Source organism: Paenibacillus sp. 1-8 (genome assembly GCF_056316205.1).
The window spans coordinates 4,986,793-5,012,717 of record NZ_CM149995.1 but is presented as its reverse complement, the minus strand read 5'-3'; the positions used below and the strand labels follow the sequence as shown (position 1 = coordinate 5,012,717).

The window sequence follows — 25,925 nt, the reverse complement described above, 5'->3', positions numbered from 1 at the left end:
TGTTTTTATGGATGTAAGCATACAGATAAAATAGGGCGTCTTGCAGGTTATCCCTATTGATGAGGAGGAAAATACAGCAGTGAATGCAATATTGTTGGTTGGACATGGAAGTCGAGACCCGGAGGGGAATCAGGAGCTGATGGAATTTGCACAGGCGGTGGCAGATCGGGTACCGGATATGTGCGTGGAAACCTGTTTCTTGGAGTTGGCACGTCCCGGCATTGCCGAAGGAGTGCAGACATGTGTGGAAAAAGGGGCGACGCGTGTCGTTCTTATTCCGATTATTTTGTTCGCAGCGGTACATGCCAAAATTGATATTCCGATGGCTATTGACCGGGCAAAGGCGAAATATCCGCAGGTGGAATTTGTATACGGACGTCCGATTGGCGTTCACGAAAAAATCGTCAGCATTCTGCAAAGCCGCTTGAAAGAGGCCCGTCCGGTTGCGGTTCCAGCCGGTATGGATAGCGCTGTGGAGGCTTCTGCCGAGGTGACGGATGAAGAAACGGCTGTGCTGGTGCTGGGACGCGGAAGCAGCGATCCGGATGCGAACAGCGACTTTTTCAAAATTACCCGTATGCTGTGGGAAAAACTCCCGTATACGTGGGTGGAGAGCAGCTTTATCGGTGTGACACAACCCTCATTTCCAGATGGCTTGGAGCGTTGTCTACGTCTAGGCGCTAAAAAAATCATCGTGCTTCCATACTTTCTATTCACGGGTGTGCTGATTAAGCGTATCGGAGAAATGACAGAGGAATTTGCGGAGTCTCATCCTGCATTGCAAGTGGAAATGGGCGGATATTTTGGGTTCCATCCACAATTGGTCGAGCTGGTGTTGGAGCGTGCCAACGAAGGCTTGGTTGGCAAGGTCATGGCCAATTGCGATAACTGCCAGTTCCGTCTGGAGGCGCAGGAGCACCACCATCATCACCACGACCATGATCACGACCACGGGCATGACCACGATCATCACGATCACCATCATGATCATCACGACCATGACCACCATGCGCATGGACACGATCATCATCATGAGGAACACTCACATGATCACGACCACAATCACGAGCATGTACATGCGCACAGCCATGATGACCATGATCATGAACACCACCACGATCATTCACATACGCCGTCTGTTGTGAACGGAAGCGGGATTTCAGGTGGCGGGCAGGTGAAGGACTCATGATTTTCATGCTATGCGGAACGAGCGATGCTCGGGAATTGGCGCTGCAAATCCGTGACAATGGCTTCAAAGTGCTGACCTCCGTCGTAACAGAAAGCGCGGCAGCCAGCTTGTCCGAAGTGGGGCTTGACGTACGTACAGGTCGAATGACAGCCGATGAAATGGCAGCAGTAGTTCGGGAACAGGGAGTGCAGGCCATCGTTGATGCCAGTCATCCTTTTGCAGAAGAAGCACATGCGAATGCCATGACAGCCGCTCGTGAATCCGGTGTTCCTTATATTCGCTACGAGCGTGCGGGGCTGGTGTATGACAATCATCCGTTGCTTCATATCGTACCCTCCTATGAGGAAGCCGCATTGGAAGCGAAGCAGCTCAAAGGCTCTGTAATGCTTACGACAGGCAGCAAGACGCTCGGCACGTTCACCCAGCATTTGCTTGGAGACCCGGAGATTCGTCTGGTCGCTCGCATGCTGCCACGCTTGGATAATATGGAGAAATGCGGCGAGCTGGGCATGGAGCAAAAAAATATTATCGCCATGCAGGGACCTTTTTCCCGCGAGATGAACGAGGCATTGTACAAGCATTTCGGCACGACGGTGATGGTCACCAAGGAAAGCGGACGCACGGGAGCGGTAGATGAGAAGGTTCAATCTGCGCTGGAGCTGGGCATTCATGTTATTTTGATTTCCAGACCGGAAGTGGAATTTGGCACCGTATTTAATCATTTCGACGGAGTGATCGACGCATTGCGCACAACCAAGGTGGACCCTTCGATCTGAACTATGACCCTGTGAATCTGATCGATCCGGGTAATTAACAACCCAGTCAATTTGATAAATCCAGAACTTTTTCTGGCGTGTATTTAAAATATAGTCATCTTAAAATACGTATATAAACTAATTTTCCATAAAGGAGTGGTCGAGACGATGGATTTTAAGACGGATTTTAAACCGCTAACGGTGCAGCCGCAGGAGATTGAGGGCAAAAGCTTCGAGATGATCACGGAAGAACTGGGAGAGCATCCTTTTACAGAAGCGCAATATCCAGTCGTACAACGTGTGATTCACGCGTCTGCTGATTTTGAGCTGGGCCGCAGCATGGTGTTTCATCCAAAGGCGATTGAAGCCGGGGTTGCAGCCATTCGTGCAGGGCAGCAGGTCGTTGCTGACGTGCAAATGATTCAGGCGGGACTCAGCAAGGATCGTATCCGTCAGTTTGGCGGAGATGTGCATGTGTACATTTCGGACCCGGACGTGATGGAGGAAGCGAAAAGGCTGAATACGACACGCGCCATCATTTCGATGCGCAAAGCGATTCAGGCAGGTGAAGGCGGTATTTATGCGATTGGCAATGCGCCGACAGCGCTGCTGGAGCTGATTCGTCTGGTAAAAGAAGGAGCGGCCAAGCCCGGACTGGTGATTGGAATGCCTGTCGGTTTCGTATCGGCGGCAGAATCCAAGGACGAGCTGCGCAAGCTGGATATTCCGTTCATTACGAATATTGGGCGCAAGGGCGGCAGTACCATCGTCGTGGCGGCATTGAATGCGATTTCCTTAATGGCTGTCCGCTAGATGCGGTTGTCCGTTTGCTGTATCATGAAATGAATTGGAGCATGATCAGCATGTGAGGTTAAGGAGGAATGGGTATGGAAAAGGAAGCGGCGTCCGCCGACAGGCCCAAACGGATGAAAAGCGGTGAAGCTCCCGCGTCGGACAAGCCGATGCGGTCAGGCTTTACGACCGGAGCCTGTGCGGCTGCGGTTGCCAAAGGAGCGGTGCAACTGCTCATCACGGGCATTCCGCCGAAGGAAGCGGTGATATCGCTGCCAGCGGGATTCGATCATGCGTTTGAGCTGATCGAGCCTGTGCTGAACGCGGACGAGGCTTCCTGCACGACGATCAAGGACGGTGGCGATGACCCGGATGCGACGCATCAGGCGAGAATTATCGCGTCTGTTAGCTGGCGCGAGGAGCCGGGCATTGAGCTTGACGGCGGCATCGGCGTGGGGCGGGTGACGAAGCCCGGCCTGCCTGTGCCTGTCGGGGAAGCAGCGATTAATCCGGTGCCGCGCCGGATGATTACGGAGGCTGTGACAGGCGTGCTTGAGGAGCACGGATCGGCCAAAGGTGTCCGTGTCGTCATCAGCGTGCCGGACGGCGAAGAAATCGCCAAGAAGACGCTGAATGGGCGACTTGGTATTCTTGGCGGTATCTCCATACTGGGTACGCGAGGTGTGGTGGTTCCATTTTCCACGTCGGCTTATAAAGCCAGTGTCGTGCAGGCCATATCGGTTGCGCAAGCGATGGATTGCAAGGAAATTGTCCTGACCACAGGCGGCAGCAGTGAAAAATATGCCATGCAAATGTATGATCAACTGACGGAAGAAGCCTTTATTCAGATGGGCGATTTTGTCGGCTTTGCGATCAAGCATGGGAAACGGCTGGGAATGAAAAAGATTATTCTCGTCGGCATGCCCGGTAAGCTGTCGAAGGTCGCTCAAGGTGTCATGATGGTTCATTCCAAGAGCGCTCCGGTGGACTTTGGCTTTTTGGCCGAGGTCGCGCGTGAAGCGGGTGTGGACGAGTCGCTTGCAGCGGCGGTGGCCGAGGCGAATACAGCTACCCAAGTGGCGGATATGATGACCGAAGCGAATGCGCTGAGCTTTTTTGAAAAGCTGTGCACCTATGGCTGTCAGCATTGTCTGGAGCATGCAGGTGGTGGAATCGTCGTGGAAATGGTACTGGTAACGATGAAAGGGAATGTGCTGGGGAGGGCGAGAGTCGGTGAGTAGAGTGATCCGTGTCATTGGTATCGGTGAAAATGGAGCGGCAGGTCTGTCGCAGGAGACGCTGGAGCGAATCGAGCGTGCGGACGTGCTGGTTGGCGGAGAGCGCCAACTGGCCTTTTTCAAGGCAGCCGCAGGGGAAAAACGGACATTAAAGAGCGGCTTCTCCGCCGTGGTAGAAGAATTGGGACGTTTGCGTGAGGACAAGGATATTGTCGTGCTCGCGTCAGGCGATCCGCTTTTTTTTGGCATCGCAGGGTATTTGTCCGCCAAGCTGGGGGCTGAGCATCTGGATATTTTGCCGCATCTCAGCTCGGTTCAACTGGCGTTTGCGCGTCTGGGTGAAAGCTGGCAGGATGCCGTGCTGGAAAGCGTACACGGTCGTCCAATGACCGGGCTGGCGCAGCGGATCGACGGACAGGACAAGGTCGCGTTGCTGACGGACGACCGGAATCATCCCGCCGCAGTCGCTGCCTATTTGCTGCATTATGGCATGACGGAATATGATGCCTTTGTCGGCGAGCATTTGGGTGGACCGGATGAGACGTATCGGCATTATACGCTGGAAGAGATGGCGCAGGGAACGTTCCAACCACTGAATGTGGTTATTTTGCGCCGCCGTAAGGGTGAAGACGTGCCTGCAATTCGTCGGGGATTTGGCTTCGAGGATGCAGAATTTCACCAGCGTAAGCCGGAAAAAGGGCTGATTACGAAGCGTGAAGTGCGCGTGTTCAGCTTGTCCGAGCTGCGTCTGACAGAGCGAAGCATCGTATGGGATATTGGTGCAGGGTCCGGCTCTGTAGCTGTGGAGTGTGCGCGGCTGGCGAAGTACGGGCAAGTGTTTGCCATTGAGAAGAACGAAGGCGATCTGGCCAATGTGGAAGCGAACAAGATCAAATTCCGCACCGATTTTCCGGTCATTCACGCCAAAGCGCCTGCCGGACTGGAAGAGCTGCCAGATCCGGATGCGGTGTTTATCGGCGGGAGCGGTGGAGAACTGGCGGAGCTGATTCGGCTGTGCGCTTCCCGTCTGCGTACGGATGGACGAATTGTAGTGAATGCCGCAACGATTGAGACGCTGCATGACGGCATGAAGGCGATGCAGGAAGCGGGGCTGGAAACCTCGGTGACGTTACTGCAAACAGCGCGTAGCAAGCCGATTTTGAATATGACGCGTTTTGACGGACTGAATCCGATATATGTCATTACGGGGCGGCCGTCGGTGGAAGCGGCTGACGAAGTAGCAGGGGAGTAATTTGGTAGATCAAGAGGGGGAGAGAGACAGCATGAATACGGCGGCAACAGGAACACTTTACGGCGTAGGCGTAGGGCCGGGTGATCCCGAGCTGATTACGGTCAAGGCGTACCGGATGATTCGGGAATGCGCAGTTGTGGCATATCCGAAAAAACGTCGGGGAGGCAAATCGTATGCCCATGAAATCGTGGAGCTGTACGTAAACCCGGAGGAAAAAGAGATGCTGGGGCTTATTTTCCCGATGACCAAGGACCCGGTTGTACTGGAACGGGAGTGGAATAAAACGGTGGTTGCCTGCTGGGAAGCGCTGCGTGAAGGCAAGGATGTTGCCTTTGTCACCGAGGGGGACCCGAATCTGTACAGTACCTTTATTCACTTGGCGCGTCTCATGAAGGAGCTTCATCCCGAGGTGCCGATTGTATCTATTCCGGGCATTTCCTCCGTGTTGGGAGCAGCGGCGGCCCTGGAATTGCCTTTGGCAGACGGAGATCAGCAGGTCGGTATTATTCCGGCTACGGAGGATCGGGAAGCGATGAAGCGGGCGATTGAGAATCACGATACGGTCGTGTTTATCAAGGTTGCCAAGGTGCTGGATTTGATTTTGGATGTGCTGGATGAACTCAATCTTGGGGACCGTGCATCTGTCATTACCAAGGTCACTTCTCCTTATGAAATGGTATGGCGTAACGCACGTGAGCTGCGCGGACAGGAGCTTGAATATTTGAGTTTAATGGTGGTGAGCAAATGACGTTGGAGCCAAAAGTATATATCGTAGGAGCAGGTCCCGGCGACCCGGAGCTGATTACTGTCAAAGGCTCCCGGATTCTACGCACGGCCGATGTGGTATTGTACACGGATTCACTCGTGAACGACGAGTTGATTGCCACGGCCAAGCCAGAGGCGCAGGTACTGCAAAGCTCAGGCATGGATCTGGAGCGGCAGGTCGAGATTATGAGCGAGGCTGTGCAGGCTGGACGCAGTGTAGCTCGCGTACATACAGGTGATCCGGCAGTGTACGGTGCGATTTTGGAACAAATGGTGTTGCTGAAGCAGCGCGGAGTAGCATACGAAATCGTACCAGGCGTCAGCTCGGTCTTTGCTTCTGCGGCGGTGCTGGGTGCAGAGCTAACTGTGCCTAACCTGACACAGACGGTCATTCTGACGCGTGCCGAAGGCCGTACACCTGTACCGGATCGGGAAAAGCTGCGCGACCTGGCATCCCATCACTGTACAGTGGCCCTATTCCTCAGTGCAACGCTGGCGAAAAAAGTGGTCGTTGAGTTTTTGGCGGCAGGCTGGAGCGAGGACACGCCTGTAGCGGTTGTGCAGCGTGCAACCTGGCCGGACCAAAAGATCGTGCGCACGACGCTCGCTCAATTGCCTGCCGATCTGCGCGCAGCAGGAATTACGATGCATGCCATGATTTTGGCAGGCTGGGCGCTCGATCCGGGGCTGGTGGACAAGGACGCGCATCGTTCCAAGCTGTATGATAAGTCGTTCACCCACGGCTACCGAAAGGGAGTGAAGCCCGGTGAGTAATCCATTTGCCGCTGTGGCGATCACGAAGCATGGAGTGGAGATGGTCCGTAATTTAGGAGCCAGCTTTCCGGGCACGGATGTGTATTACATGTCCAAGTTTGAACGGGGTGACGAGCAAGAGCGCGACATTCAATTGTTCGAAGGCTCGGTTAAGCTGATTTTACCGGATTTATTTAAGCAATATAACGGTATTATTTTATTTATTTCCCTCGGTGCGGTCGTCCGTATGATTGCACCGATTCTAGTGGATAAAAAGGTAGACCCGGCGGTGGTCGTCATTGATGATCGCGGGGAGCATGTCATTAGCGTACTGTCCGGGCATTTGGGCGGTGCTAATGAACTGACCCGTCATGTGGCCTCCGTACTCGGCGCACGCCCGGTGATTACGACTGCATCGGATGTACAGGGCACGATTCCGGTGGACATGTTGGGTCGGGAATTGGGTTGGGTGGTCGACAGCTTCGACAAGGCAACTCCGGTGAGCGCGGCTGTTGTGAATGAGGAGCCTGTGGCGCTTGTGCAAGAGACAGGCGAACGGAACTGGTGGCGTTATGACAAGCCTGTGCCTGCCCATATCAAGGTATATGCTTCGATGCCAGAAGCGTCACAAGAGCCGTTTAATGCGGCCTTGGTCGTTAGCGACCGTCTGCTGGAGCCGGAGGAAGAGGAACAGTTCTTAACGAATGGTGTGCTGTATCGTCCGAAAAGTCTGGTGCTCGGCATCGGCTGTAATCGGGGTACTGCTGTGGAGGAGCTGGAGGCTGGCGTGCTGGACACCTTGAATGAGCTTCGCTTGTCTGTGAAAAGCGTGCGCAATATTGCGACCATTGATCTGAAAAAGAATGAAGAGGGCCTGCTTGCCCTTTGCGCCAAATATGGCTGGGAGCTGGTGACGTATACGCCTTCAGAGCTAAACACCGTACAGCTTCTCAATCCATCGGAAACGGTCTTCAAGTACACAGGAGCGTACGGTGTCAGCGAGCCTTCGGCCTTGCTGTCCTCCGGTGCAGACCATTGGCTGCTGGAGAAGAAAAAAAGCGGCAACATGACCATTTCCGTAGCACGGGTTTCTTATGACTGACCGCAATAAGCAGGATGTGCGGACGGATCAGGCCGCTGGCGCACGCAGAAGCCGCATCGTCGTGGCTGGAACGGGCAGCGGCGCGGGCAAGACGACCGTTACCCTGGGGCTGATGAAGGCTTTTGCCGCCGGCGGCCTGCGGGTACAGGGCTTTAAGTGTGGGCCGGATTATATTGATCCGACCTATCATACCGCCGCGACCGGAACGCCTTCGCGTAATCTCGACTCATGGATGACCTCGCCGGATACGGTGCGTGAAACCTTTATCCGCGCCTCCGAGGGTGCGGATATTTCCGTAATCGAAGGCGTCATGGGGCTGTATGACGGCAAGGACCCGCTCAGCAACATCGGCTCGACTGCCGAAATCGCGATGCTGACGGACAGCCCCATATTGCTGGTGGTCGACGTGCGTAGTATGGCACGAAGCGCCGCGGCTATTGTACTCGGCTTCCAGCGTCTGGAACCGAAGCTGCGCATTGCGGGTGTAATCGTGAACCGCTGCGGAAGTCAAGGGCATTACGGCATCGTCAAAAAGGCAATCGAGCAGGAGTGCGGCATCCCCGTGCTCGGTTGGCTCCAACGCGACGAGGGGCTGGATATTCCCGAGCGTCATCTGGGCTTGGTCCCGGCTGTCGAGCGCGGCGAGCTGGAACCGCTCTTCCAACGGGCGGCAGAGCTGATCCGCGCAGGCACGGATTTGGACGCGCTGCGGGCACTGGCGGACTCGGCTCCGCCGCTGTCTTTGCCAGCGCAGCCGTTATTTTCCACGGATCGGCTTTCGTCGGAGAAGCAAGCCGAAGCCGGGGAACGTCCGGTCATTGCCGTCGCCCGAGATGCGGCGTTCAATTTTTACTATCCGGAAAATTTGGATTTGCTGCGTCAGTCGGGAGCTGAACTTTCCTTTTTCAGTCCGCTGGCGGGAGAACGCGTACCTGAGGGTACAAGCGGCCTATATCTGGGCGGCGGCTTTCCCGAGGAGTTCGCCGCAGATATCGCTGCGAATACGGGCTTTTTAGAAGATATCCGCAACGCGGTGAGTCGGGATATGCCTGTATTCGCCGAATGCGGTGGTTACATGGTGCTGGCGCGTACGCTTACAGATTGTTCCGGTGCCGTGCATAGCATGGCGGAAGTGATCCCGTCCGATGTGCGGATGCAGGACAAGCGGGCCGCGCTCGGATACCGGGAAGCAACTGCATTACAGGATTGTCTGTTGCTGGAGGCTGGAGAGACAATTCGGGGTCATGAGTTTCATTATTCCGTGATGGCCTATGATGAATCAGCCTCCCCGTTCCCTTATGCCTATCAGACCAAGGGAATGCGCGGGCTCCAGAGCGAAGGCTATGCGAAGGGTAACCTGTTGGCAGCCTACACGCATATCCACCTCGCTTCTTTTCCCAAGGCGGCAGTTCGCTGGGTGGAAAAGTGCAGGGCATACGGTCAGTAATCCGCTATATAGCGCCCATCGCAACTGTAGTTCATGACAGGATAAATGAAGAACTTGATATGTACGCAAAAAGGCCGGTGCCCTTTATCACAAGGTTCCGGCTTTTCTAAACTTAGGCAAGATTCAACCTTACACTACATGGAAGCGTATTCATTACGCTTTTGATGATTCGCTCACATGAGCTTCTTCAACTGGGAAATCCTTCCCTGACTCACGCCTAGCATAGAAGCGAGTTGTTTTTGTGAGGATGCTGGATGCTCTTCCATAAGCTCTCTCATTTTTTCCAGAATAACATCTGTACGCTGATAAAGCTTTTTCATATGCATATTTTGCTTGATTGGAGCCGTATTGGTTTCTGCCGCCGTGACCGGAAGCAAATCTTCCGTTTTCATCGCAGCTGCACATTCGTCGCAAATAAACTGGTCCTTAAAATAGGTGTTCGTATCAACCGCACCGCAAAATATGCAATTGGTTGATTTGTACTTACGGAGCATGAGTGTCTTGTCTTCAATAAAAAACTCTAATGGATCGCCGATGTCAATCTCCATCGTCATGCGCAACTCTTTAGGAAGCACAATCCGTCCCAAGCTGTCCAAAGGCCGGGTCATTCCAGTCCTCTTCATTCATGCAACCTCCCCGGTTTTTAAGATTCATAGAATGTATAAGTTTTAAGCAATGCTTAACAATTCTATAACCGCAAGCATAAACCTCTACTAAAAAGCGAACCAGCTTTTTTAGAAAACACATGGACACGCTTTTTTTCTTACGAGTATACCATAAACCGATTAATTCGCCAGTGTTCATCCATATAAATTTTTGAATGTGTTTATTCCGATCGAATATATATGCTATAATCTTCTGCTAAAGGATTTAATAGCCCGTCTGTAGAATTATTTATATATGCCGTAGCTCGGACGATGATGGCGGTGTTATGCGCAACAGGTGAGGGCTAATTGAAATTTTTGAGCGCCCGACCCACACAAATAAGAATAAATGACACGGGGCATCGCCTTTAAAGTCCTTATATACAGATTAGGCAAGGAGGATTCATCATGGAAAGAAGAAAAGCATTGTTGTTAGGAGATTATACGTATCCGGAGTTTCACCCGCTACAAGGGGTGGACGGAGAGATTAGCCATATTTTACAGGATTGGATGACGGTTCAATGCAGTGAAAATCGTAAAATGCTGCTCAAGGAAAACCTGGCCTCATTTGATTTGTGCATCTCGTACTGCGACAGCCGCAAGGAGGTTTTGTCTCCCCAGCAAACAGCAGGGCTGCTATCCTACGTCAGTGGCGGAGGTGGACTGCTCGTACTGCATAACGGAATTACGTTGCAAGGTCGATATGAAATTGCACAGCTTATCGGGGCGCGTTTTTTGCGGCATCCTGCTGCGGGTCAGTTGTCCTTCAAGGTGACGGAGCCGGACCATCCGATTATGGAAGGGATTGAACCGTTTGAGATTGAGGAGGAGCCGTATCGGTTTGATTTTGACCCGTTTACTGAAAAAACACTGCTGATGGAATACGAACACGAGGGCCAATGGTGGCCAGCAGCTTGGTCGTTGTCCTATGGCTTGGGTCGGGTCGTCTACTTGATGCCTGGACACAATCAGCCAAGCTTCCAACATGAAGGATATCGTAAGCTGATTCTTCAGGCTGCCAAGTGGGCTGGACGCTTGCCGGGCTAACATAGCTGATGTCGTCAAACGGGGGGAGCTGCGGACTTTATGCAGGTCCCCTTTTCGGGTTATACTATAGGTAATCACAGGTAGGGGAGGATATATCATGAGCGATTTGTTCAAAAAAGCCATCTCTTTGGGATGGGGCCTCACCATTGTCAGCAAAGAAAAGGTGGAAAAAGCCGTCGAGGATCTTGTGAACCGGGGAGAACTTGCACCCTCGGAATCCAAGGCGCTGGTTGATCGTCTGATCGAACGGGGCGCAGAGGAACAGGGACAGTTCAAAACGGTGATCCGCGAGCAGGTTAGCCGCATTTTGCAGGAGCTGGAAGTACCTACCGAAAATGATGTCGCAAGTTTGGAGCAACGTGTGGCATCCCTGGAAAAACAGGTAGCGGAGCTGGAAAAAGAAAAGGCGGCGCTTACGGGTTCGAGCGATGCTGAGGAAGGGAATCGACTGGATTAAAATGGCGGTTCGTATAAAGCACGCCGGTCGTTACCGGCAAATTGCCATGGCGCTGGCGCGTCATGGCTTTGGCTATATGGTGGAGGAAATGGGCCTGTTCCAGCTATTATCGCTGCCCCGCAAGTGGCTGACGAGAGAAACACCAGAGTCCAAAACGCTGGGTGAACGGATTCGGCTGGTACTGGAGGATCTGGGGCCTGCGTTCATTAAGCTTGGACAGCTGGCAAGCACGCGCGCAGATCTGCTGCCAGAGCCGATTATCCGTGAGCTGGTTAAGCTTCAGGATCAGGTGCCGCCTTTTTCCGCTGAAACCGCACGTGGCATTTTGGAACAGGAGCTGGATACGTCGTTGGAGGATATCATGGCCCGTTTTGACGATGTTCCGCTGGCTGCCGCCTCCATTGGCCAAGTGCATCTGGGTAAGCTGCACACCGGAGAACTGGTCGCCATTAAAATCCAACGTCCCGGCGTTAACCGCATCATTCGGCGGGATCTGGACATTTTGCGGGAACTGACTGCAATGGCAGTCAAACGCTGGGAATGGGTGGAACGCTATCAGCTTAGCCAGATGGTGGAGGAGCTGGGCAGATCGCTCATTCAGGAACTGGATTACAACCATGAAGCCCGCAATACGGAGAAAATCTCGCTCCAGTTCGAGCAGGACCCGCATATCGATATTCCGAAAATATATTGGGACCATACCTCTTCACGTGTGTTGACGATGGAGTTCTTGGATGGCACCCATCTGGGCAATCGCGAAGAGCTATTACGCCGTGGATATGATTTAAAAGAGCTGGCGCAGCGGCTGGTCAACAGTATGCTGCATCAAATTTTTATGGAAGGCTTTTTTCACGCCGATCCTCATCCGGGAAATTTGCTTGTCCTGAAAAATGGCAATCTTGCTTATTTGGACTTTGGCATGATGGGAAGGCTGAGTGAAGAGATGAAGAATCATCTCGCTTCCCTCATTATCGCGCTGATACGCAAAAATACCGATGCCATGGTTCGGGCTATCGAACGGCTGGGGCTGGTTGAGCCAGATACCGATATGAACGCGCTGCGTGCCGACCTGGATAAAATGCGTGAAGATTACTCGGACGTTCCGTTCTCGCAGGTCAGCATCGGGGATGCCCTGAACGACCTGTTTGGCGCAGCACAGCGGCACCGGATCGGCCTGCCTTCAGACGTCTTGCTGCTCGGCAAGTCGCTGCTGACGCTGGAAGGGGTCGTTGAGCATCTCGACCCTGATCTTAGCATTCTCGCTCTGGCGGAGCCCTTTGGCAACAAGCTGTTAAAGGAGCGCTTTAGTGGTCGCCGTATCCGGGGCAAGCTGCTGGGCGGTGCGACCGAGCTGATCGAGACGCTGATGGAGCTGCCGGGGCAGGCAAGGCATCTGGCTTCGATTGTCAGCAAAGGCAAGCTCAAGCTGGAGGTCACCGTGCCGGAGCTGGAAATGCTCCTGCGCAGGCTGGATCAAATCAGCAATCGCCTGTCATTCAGCATCGTACTGCTGGCATTCAGCATTATTATGGTCGGCCTGATTATCGGCTCATCGCTGAATCATCAGGCGACCGTGCTGTGGAATGTGCCTGCGATTGAGATTGGCTTTGTTGTCGCTCTCTTAATGGTTGCTTTTTTACTGTATTCTATTTTTAAATCGGGAAGATTTTAGATACCGACCGGAAAGGATGAGCCATGGATAATCATGAGTTCAACACCATCCCCATTCATAGTTTCCAAATCACCGATGTGCCGTGGCACCGTCTGACGACTCCATATGGCAGGGGTACCGAGCTGCCGCAATTGATATCGGACGGAAAATATGATGACATTGCTAATCTGATTGAGCATCAGAGCACATTGTGGCAGGTTACGCCATGGGCGTTGCTTTTCTTATTAAGAAATATACATGCGAGAAAAGCGGATGATATCACGCTAGCCGAATTAGAGTTATATCATGCAGTTATCGGGGCATTGGACATGCAAAATGCACAAGCTGATTCACAGAAGTCTGTCGAATCCCTGACCGTGCTTTTGGATGAAAAATATCTGTGGCCAGAAGATACCGATCCTGAAGAAGATGAATTGGAATGGGAAGAGGAAGAAGCGAGAGGCTATGATCCGGTGGCCTTTTGGAGCTATTACGATTATAGCTATCGGCTATTGAAGCGGGCATTACCTGATTTTGAGAGCATGCTCCAGCATAGCTCCGACCCGGATATCTCTGACGCCCTATTGGAACTTGTACAGGAGTTGCAAAAATTTTAAATATAAGAAAACGAATCACATGAAGAAAACGGGCGATATTCCAAGGAAACGTCTGTTTTCTTTTTCTAAACAGCCTCTTACCTGACTCGTTTCTGCGAATCCCTTACGTTATAATGATGGACTGAATGTAACGGCGGGTTCGTGTGAGAGAAACGAGCCGAATCATAGGAGAGCCTATGCGATTGACCGCTGGACGGAGGCCCGGAACGATACCGGGCTGCGGGTCAACACGCGGTTCTCCGTTAATATAGGAGGCTGGAAAGAGACCGTATGAATCTTAGACAACAATGGTTCGGTAATATCCGGGCCGATATACTTGCGGGCATGACCGTGGCGCTGGCGCTGATCCCGGAGGCGATTGCCTTCTCGATCATTGCCGGTGTCAATCCGATGGTCGGACTGTACGCCTCCATCTCAATGGCAATTGTTATTTCTTTTGCAGGCGGACGTCCGGCGATGATCTCGGCAGCAACCGGGGCTGTAGCGGTGCTAGTCGTGGGTTTGGTGAAGGATCATGGCGTGGAATATCTGTTTGCGGCTACTATTTTAGCAGGTATTATTCAGGTGCTGCTGGGTGTTTTAAAAATAGGACGATTTATGAGCTTTATTTCGCAGCCGGTCATGACCGGGTTTGTGAATGCGCTGGCGATCCTCGTCTTTATGGCACAGCTCACCCACTTTCATGGAGCCAATTGGATCATGTATGCAATGGTAGCAGGTACGCTGCTCATTGTGTATATTTTGCCGAGGTTTGTGAAAAGCATTCCCGCTCCATTAACGGCAATCATTATCATGACGATCATCACGTATGCGTTCGGGTTAAATGTCAAAACCGTAGGCGATATCGGTACGCTGACCAACTCACTGCCTTCATTCCATTTGCCGCAGATTGAGTGGTCTTTGCATACTTTGTGGATTTTACTGCCGTATTCCTTTACGATGGCGCTGGTGGGACTGCTGGAATCGCTGCTGACAGCCAGTATTTTGGATGAAATGACCGAAACGAAAAGCAATAAAAACCGGGAAGCCCGCGGGCAAGGAATTGCCAACTTTGTAAATGGCTTTTTTGGCGGTATGGGTGGCTGTGCCATGATTGGACAATCCGTTATTAATGTCAGCTCGGGAGGTAGAGGGCGTTTGTCCACCTTCACGGCAGGGGTGTTTCTGGCCTTTCTGCTGCTGGTGCTCGGCGGGGTTGTGAAGGAAGTACCGATGGGCGCACTGGTGGGAGTTATGTTTATGGTGTGTATCGGGACGGTGGACTGGAATTCGCTCCGAAATATCACCAAGGTTCCCAAGGCGGACACATTTATCATGGTTACGACGGTCGTCATTGTGGTGGCTACGCATGATTTGTCCAAGGGAGTTATCGTGGGCGTATTGCTGAGTGCCCTGCATTTTGGCTGGAAAATGGCTAAAATCCGCATCAGCGCGACAGAGGACAACGATGAAAAGGTGTACCATGTTAGAGGTCCGATGTTTTTTGCTTCGACGACTCATTTTGTCGACCATTTTGAACCTTCGGATGATCCGAAGCGCGTTGTGGTGGATTTCAGCCAATCGCATATTTGGGATCATTCTGCGGTAACCGCCATTGGGAAGGTGCTGCAAAAGTACACGAAATCCGGTAAATTGATTACCCTGCGGGGACTGAACGAGGAAAGCCGCTTGATTGTGGAAAAGCTCGGCGGCCCTGTAGCTACGGAGCCACTGGTGTGATAAATCGTATAGAATAGACCAAAGCCTGGAATGGAATTTAACCATTTCAGGCTTTTTTGCATGTATTTCTGAAACATAACAAAGTTTTTCTTCCTAAATCATAGATAAATACGACAAATTTTCATCAAAGTATTGACGTAATAATTAGGCTGGAATACAATCATTGTTATTAAACTTACAAAATACATAGGATTAATTGAAAATTGAAAATTGAAAGGTATGTACATATGAATCTAGACTGGGAGTTTATCGTAGAGAGCTTGCCGCTGTATGGTGAGGCGATGTGGCTTACATTGAAAATTGCTTTTTGGGCCATCCTCTTTTCGCTGATCGTCGGTTTGTTGTGCAGTATTGTGTTGTATTACAAGGTGAAGGGCGTCAGCGGCATTATTACAGCGTATATCGAGCTTTCCCGAAATACACCACTGCTGGTACAACTGTATTTTCTGTATTATGGCTTTACCAAAATAGGTCTGCATATGAGCGAAATGACGTGTGCCATCGTCGGTATGACCTTTTTGGGCGGAGGGTATATGGCAGAGGCATTCCGTGGTGGAATTGAAGCAGTGAGTAAAACGCAGACGGAATCCGGGCTTAGCCTGGGACTGTCCAAGGTGCAACTGGCGCGATATGTTATTTTGCCGCAGGCCTTTGCTATCAGTGTTCCATCGTTGGGTGCGAATGCGATTTTTCTGCTCAAGGAAACCTCCATTGTTGGCGCCATTGCTTTGCTAGATATTATGAATGTGGCAAAAGACCTGATCGGCATGTACTACAAAACGGCGGAATCGCTGATTCTGCTGGTGCTGGCTTATCTCATCCTGCTTTTGCCTTTGTCGATGCTGCTGACATGGGTGGAAAGGAAGGTGCGATATGCAGAATTCGGGGATTAATGTGCTTTTTGAAGGTTCTAATTTTGAGCGTCTGTTAGGTGGATTGCTCGTTACGATGGAAATTGCGTTTATTTCGATTGTGATCGGCACAGTGCTGGGCATCGTAATGGGGCTATTGCGCACTTTAAAGTCAGGTCCGATTCGATTCGTATTACGTTTTTATCTGGAGACATTTCGTATCATTCCGATTTTGGTATGGCTGTATGTGGTGTACTTTGGCTTTACGCCTTTGCTGAATGTGAACATTAGCGGGGAACTAACGGCGATTATCGTGTTTAGCCTTTGGGGTGCGGCGGAGATCGGTGACATCGTTCGTGGTGCGCTCGAATCGTTGCCCAAGCATCAAGTGGAATCCGGGCAAGCGCTCGGTCTGACGTATGGACAATTGTACCGTCATGTGCTCATTCCTCAGGCGGTACGCCGAATGCTGCCGGGTTCTATTAATCTGGCGACACGGATGATCAAAACGACGTCATTGGTGGTGTTGATCGGCGTGGTAGAGGTGGTAAAGGTCGGACAACAGATTATTGAGCTTGGCGTGATTAAAGCGCCAGCGGCATCCTTTTGGGTGTACGGTTTTATTTTTATACTATATTTTCTCGTATGTTATCCGTTGTCCAGACTTTCCAAGAGATTCGAACGCAGATGGCAAAATTAGCAGGATGGGGTGGGAGTCATGGCAGAAGCTATGGAGGTTTTGCTGGAGATTCGAGGGCTGGACAAAAGCTTCGGTGACCGAAAGGTACTCCAACAGATTGATCTGGAGGTAACGAAGGGGGAGGTCATGGTCGTTCTTGGCCCTTCGGGCTGCGGAAAAAGCACACTTCTGCGATGCCTCAATGGTCTGGAACCAGTCCAAGGCGGAGAAATCCGATATAGAGGACAGGATCTTACGGACAAAAAAGTGAATTGGCGGGAGGTACGGCAGCATATCGGGATGGTATTTCAGAACTATGAGCTGTTTCCCCATATGACCGTCTTGGAAAATATATTGCTAGGCCCGCTTAAAGTGCAACGAAGAAACAAGCAGGAAGCGCTCAAGCAAGCGGAGCAATTATTGGAGCGGGTCGGTCTGTTGGATCGCAAAGATGCGTATCCGAGAGAGTTATCAGGCGGACAAAAGCAACGGATTGCGATTGTACGCGCACTGTGTATGAACCCCGAAATTATGCTCTTTGACGAAGTGACAGCATCGTTGGACCCGGAAATGGTCAGAGAGGTGCTGGATGTGATGCGGGAGCTGGCACGACAGGGGATGACGATGATTATCGTGACGCATGAGATGGGATTCGCCAAGTCGGTGGGGGATCGCATCGTTTTTATGGATCAAGGACAAATATGCGAAATGACCACGCCACAGCAATTTTTCACCCAACCGGAAACAGAGCGTGCCCAGCAATTTCTGGATATATTTCAGTATGAAACTACATAAACAGGGGGATAAATACGATGAAAAAAGGGTTGAAGTTAACTGCATTATTGCTGGCTGTAAGCCTGCTGCTTATCGGATTGACGGGCTGCGCGGGAGCTGGCGGCAATGCCAACGGCAGTTCAGGCTCGGCAAAATTTGCTTCGATTGAGGACATTAAAAAGAACGGCAAAATCCGAATTGGTGTTTTCGCGGATAAGCCTCCGTTTGGCTACGTGGATTCGGAAGGGAAGAATCAGGGCTTTGACGTGTATATTGCGAAACGATTTGCCAAGGATCTTTTGGGCGATGAGTCCAAGGTGGAGTTCGTTCTGGTGGATGCCGCCAGCCGGGTCGCTTATTTGCAATCCAACAAGGTAGACATTATCATGGCTAACTTTACCGTAACGGACGAGCGCAAAGAAAAGGTGGATTTTGCTAATCCATACATGAAATTATCCTTTGGCATTGTATCACCCGACAGCGCTCCGATCACCACGATTGATCAATTGAAGGACTCGGATCAGAAGCTGATTGTCGCAAAAGGAACGACGGCTGAGACCTATTTTACGAAAAATTATCCTGACATCAAGCTGCTCAAATTCGATCAGTACACAGAAATTTTCTCAGCTCTCAAAGACAAGCGCGGCGCTGCCATCGCTAACGATAATACAGAGCTGATTGCTTGGGCAAAAGCCAACCCCGGCTTCACCGTAACCATTCCGGCCTTTGGCGGCCAGGATACCATTGCCCCCGCAGTAGCGAAGGGAAATAAAGAGCTGCTGGATTGGATCAACAATGAGCTGGATACGCTGGGTAGGGAAAACTTTGTCCATCAAGCCTACAAGAACACACTGACCTCCGTTTACGGAGAAGGCTTCACAGACCAATTGGTCGTAGAAGGCGGCAAAGTGAAATAAATTTTAGAATATAAGTGAGTTCTACAGAAATGAATTCCTTTAAAGCAAAAAGACCCAGAATGCCAAGAATAGGGTCTTTTTGCTTTGATTCGATTAACAATATTTTTAATATTTAACATAACTATTTAAAGTTTTCATAGCTTATCTAAGTACATATGCGATGGATTTAAAGAATAAATAAGACCCGTAAGATAGACACTGTACCAAAGTGACTTCTTACGGGTCTTTATTCAAATGGAATCAATGATTCTCCGATTCATCTTCAGGTATATATTCGAGAACATCGTGCAGGGTTAACGGACGACCAGAAAGACGAATCAGCGTTTCCATTACTGTATTAAACGTTTTAAATTCGATCCGCTTGGATGTATTGTTACACATTTCATAGATGGTGTTGGGCCTGATTTTGGCCTCACGAGCAAGAGCGTTTTTAGTAATACCGATTTCTCGAAGCAATTCTTCAAGTTTGAAAGTAATTCCCATACATACACCTCATTAAAAAATTTAGATAGAAGAATATTAACCATTGAAGTTTATCCTGAAAAGATATAGAATAACTACAAAGGTTGTACTTTAAAGGCTTAATATATTAGGGATTCAACTTAACAACCTCTCATAGAGGACAATGTAAAAGATGTGAAGGGAGCTAAATTCTAATGAACAAAAGTAATTTTGAAAAAGTAAGTCTCATTCTTGGTCCCTGCGATCTTCCGCATATGTATGAGCTTTTTGAGGGCTATCTGGTCAAGGAACGTTACGTCATGATGATCGACAATAGCGTGCTTACCCTTCGACATGTAAAAAAGGAAAGACATCATTCCCATCTATATGTTGACGGCGATACGGGTGGCATCACTCTTGCAAGGCATGTACAACGTGAAGACATAGATGTGATTACTGAGTTGGTCGAACGATTGCGCAACATGGATGCATTAAGTTTTCTTACAGACGAACTGTTATGGAATACATGTCGGGAAGATATAGACTTTGATTTAGTTCGGAACAAAGGACTATGAAAAAATGGCGAACGTAAATTCTGATTCGAATTTTTGTTCTCGCTTTACTTATATATAATGTAACACACAAGCGTAAAAGGGTGAAATAAACTCCACCATACGCAAGCTACATATTTACTAATATCCTTTAGGTGCCTTCTTTAGATAGCAAAACAGCGCCAGACGGGTATCGAACCGCCAGGCGCTTTATTTTTAGAGGTATATAAGCCAAGTTCAAAAATGAACATATAAACGGAGTAGGCGGAATAGTGCTGTACAAGCGAAGCGGTCGCTTTTGTCCCCGGATTTCTACCCTTGTGAAAGGCTTTATTCAAGAAATCCGGGGGCGGTGGCGATGGGAAGCACTATCCGACTGCGTAGTGGCATGATATGAAACTTTTAAGTTCGGTTTATATACAAACATCATTTTATTTCTTTTGTGCAAACAGCCACTCAATCATATCCTGATTTTGCAAAGCGGGAACCCAGGAGAAATGTCCTACGGGTTTAATAATACCTGCTTCGTATTCAGTAAAATGAATGAGATTTCCATTTTGCGCCTGAATGGCAGCAACCATTTCTTGCGTGTTTTTAGGGCTTACCGTGGTGTCGTCTACGGCATGAAAGGCCCAAATAGGGACGTTTTTCAGTACTTCGACGTGTTTAGGATCAACAGGGGCATACATGTTAACGGCTTTTTCATAGTTGGTCAAACCGGCAATCGGCACACCTGCGGCGAACAAATCAAGATTTTTCTCCAACAATCTCCACGTTCCCATAGCCCCTTGAGAAATACCAACAATATAGATTCGGTTAGTGTCGATCGGGTATTTTAACGCCGTTTCCCGTACCAAATCAGCTACAGCACTGTTGCGCGGCTCATCTGCCCAAATAAATTTATGATCCGGGTCAATCTGGCTTTGTGGAGCGATTACAAAGGACGGGTGTTTAGCTTGCTGCTCAGGAGAAGCCCAGGTAACGGCCCCGGCATTGGCCAGCAGATTTACTCCGTTTCCATCACCACGCTCGCCATTTCCGTGCAGAAATACCACCAGCGGGTAGGTCTCGCCAGATTCTACTTTAGGCTCGAACATGAAGTAGTTCAGCTTGTAGCCATCTTTATTTTCAAAGATGTTTTTTTGGAAATCGTCCACGATCGGCGTCATTTTATCAGTTGCGTTTACAGTTTGCGGTGAGGCTGGAATGACTGTTTTCTTTTGAGTTGCAATGTCTTGTTTCTGACTAATGTAATAATTTAATACGTTTGGTTGGTTGACTGCGATTGTTGCATTGTAAGTAAGGGTACCCGCATTTTTGTCCTGCATGTCCAGTTCGATAATGACATATTTGCCATGAGTGCTACGGTTGGCGATGATTCCGGTATCGTTGGTATACACACCAATCACGGTTCTGTCTGTGTATACATCATTGAGTACAGATTGTACCTGAAAGCTGGATTTGGACAGGGATGCCCCGTCGATATTGGTGCTATATTTCAATACAACCGCAGAAACGACTTCACCTAAAGGCTGTACCTGAGTGAGCAGGGTGGCCTGTGGTGCTGGAACATCGGATGCTGCGGCAGAGCTGGAGGACGGGAAAATGATCGTGAGCAGGAACACGAAAGATAGTAAAACAAGGGCGAAACGTCTTTTTTGCATGAAATTGATCTCCTTTGGTGTCAATTTTTAAAGCGCTTTCTAAATAGTAAGGATATGTTACTGCATGCTGTTGCATTCGTATGAATCAAAAAAAGACAAACTCCGGGTACACGAATGTACTCGGGTTTTGCCTTTTCAGTAACAATCCCACTTGAAGGATAGCATCTGCATTAGAATCTGACAAGTGAAAGCGCTACCATTTTGGATTTTTTTATAATCTTCTCAGCTTTCATACCTTTAAAAAGAATGCTACAGGAAAATAGGGCTTTTAAGTATGATGGTATCATCCTCGGCGCAGGTTTGGGCAGTCTGGCATGAAAAGACTGAAACGCAAAACAGCGGTGAGCCGCCTGTCATTGGTGGGGCATGGACACAGCCGGGGGGGGCGGGTTTCAAGGGGCTATGAACTCAGGTATAATGGAAGCTGATCGTATCACCGCCAAATTGGGGCAGGCAGAAAGGGCAAGTACATCTACTTATGAAACATATCAAACGCCGAGAACGTGAAAGCAGTGAGATCCGCCGGAAAATAATCGAGGCCGCTCGCTCGCTTTTCCTGAACCAAGGGTATGCCGAAGTTTCCATGCGCAAAATTGCGGATCGGATCGAATATTCGCCAACGACCATTTATCATTATTTTGCCAATAAGGAAGCGATTGTCCGTGAACTGCTGATAGAAGGAAATTCCATGTTTTTTCAGTCTCTTCAGCAGCGTGCGGAAGAAGCACAGGCAGCAGGATTGAATGCCCTGGACGTGCTGAAAACAGTGTCCGACGCTTATGTTCGTTTTGGAACGGCTAACCCGGAATATTACAATATCCTGTTTATCAGCAACCTGGAATCTGTAAGCTTAATTAGCCTTATTGACAGTGAACGCTTTAAAGGCTTTGAGCTGCTTGAATCCGGACTAAAAGCCGCTATGGATGATGGCAGCATAACTCAAGGGGATGAGCGCCTGATCGCCACATCCGTGTGGAGTATGCTGCACGGATTGACTTCCCTGCTCCTGAATTTTGATTTTCCTACGGCAAAATCAAATGACGAATTAATTTCATTCACTATAGATACCTTTTTCCGGGGATTAAGCGCTGACGCAGCGGCTCCAAAAGGCTAACGATGCTCCAAATCAGAAAGCTGCTCCAGCACTGCTTCAATACGGCGTTTATCTTTTTTGAGCATAACAAGCTGCAAAGAAGCATGAAGCAGGTCTGAGATGTTAGCCCGAGTGTCTGCTTCCATAGTGGGAAGAAGATCCCGCTGGATCATGATATTCAATGCTTCGGTTGTGATTTTCTGATGAAGCTCGCTGTCGGATAGCCATTCAAGCAACTGTTTAGTTGTAGGACGGGAGTGGGCGAAAAGCGCTGCCCAGCCCTCTACGGGATGATTCGCCTTATCCCGTATCCAGTCAATGACCTGTGGTGAATGAAAATGCTGTAGCTGCCCGTTAGCGGTGTACCCTTCTAATTTACCATCCACCGCTGAATGCTGTAGCAGGTAATTGCACACGTATGCCAAGCCTTCATGCCCGGGCAGACAGCGGGCGGTCAGGTAGGCACGGGTGGATACAAATGTACCTACACCAACAGAGTCGCTATTGGGAACCGAAGAAGAAGTCCACGCTTGCACGTTGCCCGGCTGCCATAAGGAGCGGACCCAATCGGCAGCCCCGTCGCCAGCGGTTTCTCCTATAAAAACGGCCCATGTAGCGAATTGTGCAGGGTTATGCTGAATGCGTTGCTCCCAGGCAAGGAAAATACCCTTCGGATCATAGGGCTGAAAAGCCTGCAAAACGGCAGGATTATCTACGCCATGCATCGTGGCATATTTAATCAAATCTTCAAGCGAATGAGCATCCTCCAGCCTCACATTGCAGAACGCATCCAGCCAGCGTACCCACATTTGTAGTGGGGGACTTTTGAGCTGAATGCCATGCTCGTCAATCACTGTCGTCCAATCCCATACCCATAGGCCGTGCAATGTGAGGATGGTGTCTATATAGGCGGGCAGATTGTCCGCAAGCAAGGTGAATTGATCCCGTTCGTGATCATAGCAGAACACCGCAGGCTCGGTAGTGGATGTCGCCAAATCGAGTAACACTGGATCGCCCGCACCGTTATAGTTAAAAATCAGATACCGATGTTCGTCCATTGCCGCTGGTGAGTCTGTATTTTCCCCATAGGATGTGAAATAGCTAATATACTCATGGTTCCAGCCAAACTCACCCGTGATATCGTCGAGTATGTTCAGTCCGTGATCAGAGGTAAAACTATATTCACCTGTACGTCCCGATACATCAGCTACGATGCAGTGTTGGGGGAGCGACCATAATAGATATAAGCTGCCACATCGTTGGATCAGTTCAGACAGGGAGGCAGGCAAAGGTCTCTGTAGCCGCTCCTCCAGCGCCGTTAACTCACCTGTGGAGCTGCCCTCCGTCCACTCGTATTCCACGTCAGGCATTCCGCTTTGTCTCAAACGGTCGGCGATCTGCCCCAGCCTCTCAAGGGTTTGCTCAAAATATGCCGTCATTTTCATTCGTCCTCCTCTTACTTTAAAATCCGGCAATGCTGCTTCTGCAAGAATAATAGAATCTCATCACAAAGCTTCGTAGCCTTCTGTTTATAGAGTCCAAAAGTAAATGAGAGATATGCTATAATCAGGAAATAAAATAGTTATAGATTAGTCTATCTTAATTACGTTGGAACTACAATTTGTAAGGGGATGAAGGAGGAGCACATCGTATGACATCAGGGGTACAAGCATACATAGATCCGATTTTCGAGGCAATTGATAAGGCGTACGCTTCTGAGCAAAAACGAATCGCCGAATTTCAGACCAAAAGTGTCCTTCACGAAGGGATTCATGAATACTTAAAAGTTACCTGTAAGGAGAACGGGCTATGGGTGGATACCTATGAACCGTTTGATTGGGATCATCGTAGACCGGATACGAAAATTTCTGGTTTTACGGAGGGGGTAACGCTCCAGCAGGTGCAGAACGAATGGATGCCTCTATTCAGGGAACGGATAGAGGCTCTATTTAAGTCTGAAAAATTTAGTTCCATGTTCTTTCGTTATCGGCTGGAGTTTCATCTGGAAGTGGTCTTGGAGAAGAAATCCAGCCATTTTACATTCTCGCTCCTGAACGAAGATAAACGACAGCATTTGTTAGCCTCTATCCAACAGTTTGTGGAACAGAAGCTCAACCCCTCCAGTAAAGCTGTGCCGAAGGAAAAGGACGATTTTTTCTTTGTGAGGCACTTGCTCGATCCTCACTTGTATCCTATAGATGCCGAACGGGTAGGTGACCTTCTGGATCGAATGGATGCAAAAGTGAAGGTGAGCCGCAATCGTGAGGAAGCATGGAGACATCAGCTTAACAGTGGCTTAAAGCGTTGGGCTGAAGATGAATTTTTGGCGAAGTATGCGGATCGGGATAAAAGCTACGGACTGGATTATACGGTGAAGTCCGATATTCGTCCTTCAAATATTCCTGCGCCAGCTATGGAGATGTTCCTGCTCACCGCGATGCGAGTGGGTTCGACCGATGCCGATGCACGGCAGAAATATTTGGAGATCGCTGCACAGCTAGGCTCGGAGGGGGCTGCCCAATGGCTCAAGAGCGGGTCAGGAAGCATCCCAGCACTATATACAAGCGAGCGCGTCACCTGCCAAGCGAATGATATTTTGCAAACACTGGAGGTTCATATTCTTTCGGAGGAGGAAGAGAGCTACAGGGAAGCGCTCGTATATGTATGCGATATTTTACAGAAAGGCTTTACCAAGGAATACCGCTTGAAGCTCAAGAGCAAGGTGAAAAATTTCCTGCCTGTGCCCAAGCTGGCCAAATCTACGTTACATCGTTTCTTCGCTAATGCACTTGAATACCCCGCGCTGCATCCTTTGCTGGCTGAATATGCAGATATCGTGATGGAAGAGTTCAAGTGGTACAACGATGTGGAGCCAGGAGGAAAATCGGCGATGCCGGGCACCTATGCGGTGATGGGGCTGAGCCTGAAAGGAACGGACTATTTTCCATTGGTGATTCGCTATATGAAGCTGGTGGATACGGAGCATCAGTCGGTACAGGACGGCTACGCGGCTGCTTTTGCAGATGCGCATGGACTGACACCGGACACAATTCCAGTTTGGACGAAGATTCTTCTGGCAGGCAACCAAAGTGCCAAGCCGTTGAAGTCGTCTGGAATCAAAAGCGTAGAGCAGGCACAGGTGCTGGTCGAGGAGCTTGAGAAGCTGGACGATTACGACAAAGAGCTGCTCGTTTACCCAATTTGGGGCGGCGAGAAAAAGCTGAAAAGCAGTCTGAAACAGGCTGATCCTGAGGTAAAAGCACTGCTAGGATCTCTTATTCCATAAAAGCATCGTATTCGTGGTAATACTGAAGTCCCTGTGCGATGCGGTGGATGTCCGGCTCATTACCACTGCGGCGTAGCACTTCAATGACATCCTGCACGGTCGCTATCTCCAGCCATGTCTGTGCGTGATGTATGCTCACGCTTCAGAGCTTCCTCCTTCGGATGCTTGCTTATGTAAGAGAGCAGGTAACTCAGATGCGCCCGATTGAGCGCCCAGACAGGCTTACCCCGATAATAGTCAA

27 protein-coding genes are annotated in these 25,925 nt (G+C 49.9%); 22 read left to right on the top strand and 5 right to left on the bottom strand.

What is annotated here, in order from left to right; genetic code table 11:
- The first annotated feature begins 79 nt into the window (after window positions 1-79).
- The 9 genes from AC0WRU_RS23055 to AC0WRU_RS23015 all read left to right on the top strand — a co-directional run bounded on the left by AC0WRU_RS23055 (window position 80) and on the right by AC0WRU_RS23015 (window position 9,293).
- Window positions 80-1,189 (top strand): sirohydrochlorin chelatase, encoded by a 1,110-nt coding sequence (locus AC0WRU_RS23055; protein WP_476126448.1) that lies wholly within the window; start codon window positions 80-82, stop codon window positions 1,187-1,189.
- A complete protein-coding gene (cobK, locus tag AC0WRU_RS23050; protein WP_476126447.1) occupies window positions 1,186-1,965 on the top strand; it encodes a precorrin-6A reductase in 780 nt (259 codons plus the stop codon). The genes AC0WRU_RS23055 and cobK overlap by 4 nt, the downstream gene beginning before the upstream one ends.
- Before the next feature lie 147 nt (window positions 1,966-2,112).
- The gene (locus tag AC0WRU_RS23045) at window positions 2,113-2,757 is read left to right on the top strand and encodes a precorrin-8X methylmutase (RefSeq protein WP_476126446.1); all 645 of its coding nucleotides are present in this window, start codon (window positions 2,113-2,115) and stop codon (window positions 2,755-2,757) included.
- A 74-nt stretch (window positions 2,758-2,831) separates the two neighbouring features.
- Window positions 2,832-3,977 (top strand): cobalt-precorrin-5B (C(1))-methyltransferase, encoded by a 1,146-nt coding sequence (locus AC0WRU_RS23040; protein WP_476126445.1) that lies wholly within the window; start codon window positions 2,832-2,834, stop codon window positions 3,975-3,977.
- Window positions 3,970-5,226, top strand: coding sequence for a precorrin-6y C5,15-methyltransferase (decarboxylating) subunit CbiE (gene cbiE, locus AC0WRU_RS23035; protein WP_476126444.1), 1,257 nt, complete (start codon window positions 3,970-3,972; stop codon window positions 5,224-5,226). The genes AC0WRU_RS23040 and cbiE overlap by 8 nt, the downstream gene beginning before the upstream one ends.
- Window positions 5,227-5,257: 31 nt before the next feature.
- On the top strand, window positions 5,258-5,974 hold the full coding sequence (gene cobI, locus AC0WRU_RS23030) for a precorrin-2 C(20)-methyltransferase (protein WP_476126443.1): 717 nt from the start codon (window positions 5,258-5,260) through the stop codon (window positions 5,972-5,974).
- Window positions 5,971-6,765, top strand: coding sequence for a precorrin-4 C(11)-methyltransferase (gene cobM / locus AC0WRU_RS23025; protein ID WP_476126442.1), 795 nt, complete (start codon window positions 5,971-5,973; stop codon window positions 6,763-6,765). Before cobI ends, cobM begins: the two co-directional genes overlap by 4 nt.
- The gene (locus tag AC0WRU_RS23020) at window positions 6,758-7,846 is read left to right on the top strand and encodes a cobalt-precorrin 5A hydrolase (RefSeq protein WP_476126441.1); all 1,089 of its coding nucleotides are present in this window, start codon (window positions 6,758-6,760) and stop codon (window positions 7,844-7,846) included. The genes cobM and AC0WRU_RS23020 overlap by 8 nt, the downstream gene beginning before the upstream one ends.
- The gene (locus AC0WRU_RS23015) at window positions 7,839-9,293 is read left to right on the top strand and encodes a cobyrinate a,c-diamide synthase (RefSeq protein WP_476126440.1); all 1,455 of its coding nucleotides are present in this window, start codon (window positions 7,839-7,841) and stop codon (window positions 9,291-9,293) included. Before AC0WRU_RS23020 ends, AC0WRU_RS23015 begins: the two co-directional genes overlap by 8 nt.
- 173 nt (window positions 9,294-9,466) lie before the next feature.
- Here AC0WRU_RS23015 and AC0WRU_RS23010 read toward each other — a convergent pair whose 3' ends face one another.
- Window positions 9,467-9,916, bottom strand: coding sequence for an AbrB/MazE/SpoVT family DNA-binding domain-containing protein (locus tag AC0WRU_RS23010; RefSeq protein ID WP_476126439.1), 450 nt, complete (start codon window positions 9,914-9,916; stop codon window positions 9,467-9,469).
- 429 nt (window positions 9,917-10,345) lie between these two features.
- Here AC0WRU_RS23010 and AC0WRU_RS23005 point away from each other — a divergent pair, with 429 nt between their 5' ends.
- From AC0WRU_RS23005 to AC0WRU_RS22965, 9 genes are all read left to right on the top strand, one after another.
- On the top strand, window positions 10,346-10,984 hold the full coding sequence (locus tag AC0WRU_RS23005; protein WP_134912104.1) for a ThuA domain-containing protein: 639 nt from the start codon (window positions 10,346-10,348) through the stop codon (window positions 10,982-10,984).
- Window positions 10,985-11,081: 97 nt separating this feature from the next.
- Complete coding sequence (locus AC0WRU_RS23000; protein ID WP_476126438.1) at window positions 11,082-11,441, top strand: phasin family protein; 360 nt, start codon at window positions 11,082-11,084, stop codon at window positions 11,439-11,441.
- Window position 11,442: 1 nt separating this feature from the next.
- Window positions 11,443-13,113 carry an ABC1 kinase family protein gene (locus AC0WRU_RS22995; RefSeq protein ID WP_476128702.1) on the top strand — a complete coding sequence of 557 codons (1,671 nt, stop codon included), beginning with the start codon at window positions 11,443-11,445 and terminating at the stop codon, window positions 13,111-13,113.
- A 23-nt stretch (window positions 13,114-13,136) separates the two neighbouring features.
- On the top strand, window positions 13,137-13,709 hold the full coding sequence (locus tag AC0WRU_RS22990) for a hypothetical protein (protein WP_476126437.1): 573 nt from the start codon (window positions 13,137-13,139) through the stop codon (window positions 13,707-13,709).
- A 270-nt stretch (window positions 13,710-13,979) separates the two neighbouring features.
- Window positions 13,980-15,428 (top strand): SulP family inorganic anion transporter, encoded by a 1,449-nt coding sequence (locus AC0WRU_RS22985; RefSeq protein ID WP_476126436.1) that lies wholly within the window; start codon window positions 13,980-13,982, stop codon window positions 15,426-15,428.
- Between the two features lie 227 nt (window positions 15,429-15,655).
- Window positions 15,656-16,321 carry an amino acid ABC transporter permease gene (locus AC0WRU_RS22980; protein ID WP_476126435.1) on the top strand — a complete coding sequence of 222 codons (666 nt, stop codon included), beginning with the start codon at window positions 15,656-15,658 and terminating at the stop codon, window positions 16,319-16,321.
- Window positions 16,302-16,979, top strand: coding sequence for an amino acid ABC transporter permease (locus AC0WRU_RS22975; protein ID WP_025683078.1), 678 nt, complete (start codon window positions 16,302-16,304; stop codon window positions 16,977-16,979). The genes AC0WRU_RS22980 and AC0WRU_RS22975 overlap by 20 nt, the downstream gene beginning before the upstream one ends.
- 18 nt (window positions 16,980-16,997) lie before the next feature.
- Window positions 16,998-17,753, top strand: a complete 756-nt coding sequence (locus AC0WRU_RS22970; protein ID WP_476126434.1) for an amino acid ABC transporter ATP-binding protein — start codon at window positions 16,998-17,000, stop codon at window positions 17,751-17,753.
- A gap of 17 nt (window positions 17,754-17,770) precedes the next feature.
- Window positions 17,771-18,649 carry a cysteine ABC transporter substrate-binding protein gene (locus tag AC0WRU_RS22965; protein WP_476126433.1) on the top strand — a complete coding sequence of 293 codons (879 nt, stop codon included), beginning with the start codon at window positions 17,771-17,773 and terminating at the stop codon, window positions 18,647-18,649.
- Between the two features lie 240 nt (window positions 18,650-18,889).
- Here AC0WRU_RS22965 and AC0WRU_RS22960 read toward each other — a convergent pair whose 3' ends face one another.
- Window positions 18,890-19,132 (bottom strand): helix-turn-helix domain-containing protein, encoded by a 243-nt coding sequence (locus AC0WRU_RS22960; RefSeq protein WP_025683081.1) that lies wholly within the window; start codon window positions 19,130-19,132, stop codon window positions 18,890-18,892.
- A gap of 173 nt (window positions 19,133-19,305) precedes the next feature.
- Here AC0WRU_RS22960 and AC0WRU_RS22955 point away from each other — a divergent pair, with 173 nt between their 5' ends.
- Window positions 19,306-19,665 (top strand): hypothetical protein, encoded by a 360-nt coding sequence (locus tag AC0WRU_RS22955; RefSeq protein ID WP_476126432.1) that lies wholly within the window; start codon window positions 19,306-19,308, stop codon window positions 19,663-19,665.
- A gap of 407 nt (window positions 19,666-20,072) precedes the next feature.
- On the opposite strand, the gene AC0WRU_RS22950 is transcribed toward AC0WRU_RS22955, so the two are convergent.
- Entirely contained in the window at window positions 20,073-21,305 is a 1,233-nt protein-coding gene (locus AC0WRU_RS22950; RefSeq protein ID WP_476126431.1) for a peptidase, read from the bottom strand.
- Between the two features lie 274 nt (window positions 21,306-21,579).
- Here AC0WRU_RS22950 and AC0WRU_RS22945 point away from each other — a divergent pair, with 274 nt between their 5' ends.
- Complete coding sequence (locus tag AC0WRU_RS22945; RefSeq protein ID WP_476126430.1) at window positions 21,580-21,711, top strand: hypothetical protein; 132 nt, start codon at window positions 21,580-21,582, stop codon at window positions 21,709-21,711.
- 72 nt (window positions 21,712-21,783) lie between these two features.
- Window positions 21,784-22,419, top strand: coding sequence for a TetR/AcrR family transcriptional regulator (locus AC0WRU_RS22940; protein ID WP_476126429.1), 636 nt, complete (start codon window positions 21,784-21,786; stop codon window positions 22,417-22,419).
- Here AC0WRU_RS22940 and AC0WRU_RS22935 read toward each other — a convergent pair.
- On the bottom strand, window positions 22,416-23,837 hold the full coding sequence (locus AC0WRU_RS22935) for an SMI1/KNR4 family protein (protein ID WP_476126428.1): 1,422 nt from the start codon (window positions 23,835-23,837) through the stop codon (window positions 22,416-22,418). The genes AC0WRU_RS22940 and AC0WRU_RS22935 overlap by 4 nt on opposite strands.
- Before the next feature lie 212 nt (window positions 23,838-24,049).
- Here AC0WRU_RS22935 and AC0WRU_RS22930 point away from each other — a divergent pair, with 212 nt between their 5' ends.
- Complete coding sequence (locus tag AC0WRU_RS22930) at window positions 24,050-25,684, top strand: DUF6138 family protein (protein WP_476126427.1); 1,635 nt, start codon at window positions 24,050-24,052, stop codon at window positions 25,682-25,684.
- Here AC0WRU_RS22930 and AC0WRU_RS22925 read toward each other — a convergent pair.
- Window positions 25,674-25,823 (bottom strand): DUF7716 domain-containing protein, encoded by a 150-nt coding sequence (locus AC0WRU_RS22925; RefSeq protein ID WP_476126426.1) that lies wholly within the window; start codon window positions 25,821-25,823, stop codon window positions 25,674-25,676. The two genes, AC0WRU_RS22930 and AC0WRU_RS22925, sit on opposite strands and share 11 nt — an antisense overlap.
- Between the last annotated feature and the right edge of the window lie 102 nt (window positions 25,824-25,925).

Bases quoted from the DNA above. Each gene is read 5' to 3' on its own strand.
- cobK (WP_476126447.1), top strand. From the start codon at position 1,186: ATGATTTTCATGCTATGCGGAACGAGCGATGCTCGGGAATTGGCGCTG.
- AC0WRU_RS23045 (WP_476126446.1), top strand. From the start codon at position 2,113: ATGGATTTTAAGACGGATTTTAAACCGCTAACGGTGCAGCCGCAGGAG.
- AC0WRU_RS23040 (WP_476126445.1), top strand. From the start codon at position 2,832: ATGGAAAAGGAAGCGGCGTCCGCCGACAGGCCCAAACGGATGAAAAGC.
- cobI (WP_476126443.1), top strand. From the start codon at position 5,258: ATGAATACGGCGGCAACAGGAACACTTTACGGCGTAGGCGTAGGGCCG.
- cobM (WP_476126442.1), top strand. From the start codon at position 5,971: ATGACGTTGGAGCCAAAAGTATATATCGTAGGAGCAGGTCCCGGCGAC.
- AC0WRU_RS23015 (WP_476126440.1), top strand. From the start codon at position 7,839: ATGACTGACCGCAATAAGCAGGATGTGCGGACGGATCAGGCCGCTGGC.
- AC0WRU_RS23010 (WP_476126439.1), bottom strand. From the start codon at position 9,916: ATGAAGAGGACTGGAATGACCCGGCCTTTGGACAGCTTGGGACGGATT.
- AC0WRU_RS23005 (WP_134912104.1), top strand. From the start codon at position 10,346: ATGGAAAGAAGAAAAGCATTGTTGTTAGGAGATTATACGTATCCGGAG.
- AC0WRU_RS23000 (WP_476126438.1), top strand. From the start codon at position 11,082: ATGAGCGATTTGTTCAAAAAAGCCATCTCTTTGGGATGGGGCCTCACC.
- AC0WRU_RS22995 (WP_476128702.1), top strand. From the start codon at position 11,443: ATGGCGGTTCGTATAAAGCACGCCGGTCGTTACCGGCAAATTGCCATG.
- AC0WRU_RS22990 (WP_476126437.1), top strand. From the start codon at position 13,137: ATGGATAATCATGAGTTCAACACCATCCCCATTCATAGTTTCCAAATC.
- AC0WRU_RS22985 (WP_476126436.1), top strand. From the start codon at position 13,980: ATGAATCTTAGACAACAATGGTTCGGTAATATCCGGGCCGATATACTT.
- AC0WRU_RS22980 (WP_476126435.1), top strand. From the start codon at position 15,656: ATGAATCTAGACTGGGAGTTTATCGTAGAGAGCTTGCCGCTGTATGGT.
- AC0WRU_RS22975 (WP_025683078.1), top strand. From the start codon at position 16,302: ATGCAGAATTCGGGGATTAATGTGCTTTTTGAAGGTTCTAATTTTGAG.
- AC0WRU_RS22970 (WP_476126434.1), top strand. From the start codon at position 16,998: ATGGCAGAAGCTATGGAGGTTTTGCTGGAGATTCGAGGGCTGGACAAA.
- AC0WRU_RS22965 (WP_476126433.1), top strand. From the start codon at position 17,771: ATGAAAAAAGGGTTGAAGTTAACTGCATTATTGCTGGCTGTAAGCCTG.
- AC0WRU_RS22960 (WP_025683081.1), bottom strand. From the start codon at position 19,132: ATGGGAATTACTTTCAAACTTGAAGAATTGCTTCGAGAAATCGGTATT.
- AC0WRU_RS22955 (WP_476126432.1), top strand. From the start codon at position 19,306: ATGAACAAAAGTAATTTTGAAAAAGTAAGTCTCATTCTTGGTCCCTGC.
- AC0WRU_RS22950 (WP_476126431.1), bottom strand. From the start codon at position 21,305: ATGCAAAAAAGACGTTTCGCCCTTGTTTTACTATCTTTCGTGTTCCTG.
- AC0WRU_RS22945 (WP_476126430.1), top strand. From the start codon at position 21,580: ATGATGGTATCATCCTCGGCGCAGGTTTGGGCAGTCTGGCATGAAAAG.
- AC0WRU_RS22940 (WP_476126429.1), top strand. From the start codon at position 21,784: ATGAAACATATCAAACGCCGAGAACGTGAAAGCAGTGAGATCCGCCGG.
- AC0WRU_RS22935 (WP_476126428.1), bottom strand. From the start codon at position 23,837: ATGACGGCATATTTTGAGCAAACCCTTGAGAGGCTGGGGCAGATCGCC.
- AC0WRU_RS22930 (WP_476126427.1), top strand. From the start codon at position 24,050: ATGACATCAGGGGTACAAGCATACATAGATCCGATTTTCGAGGCAATT.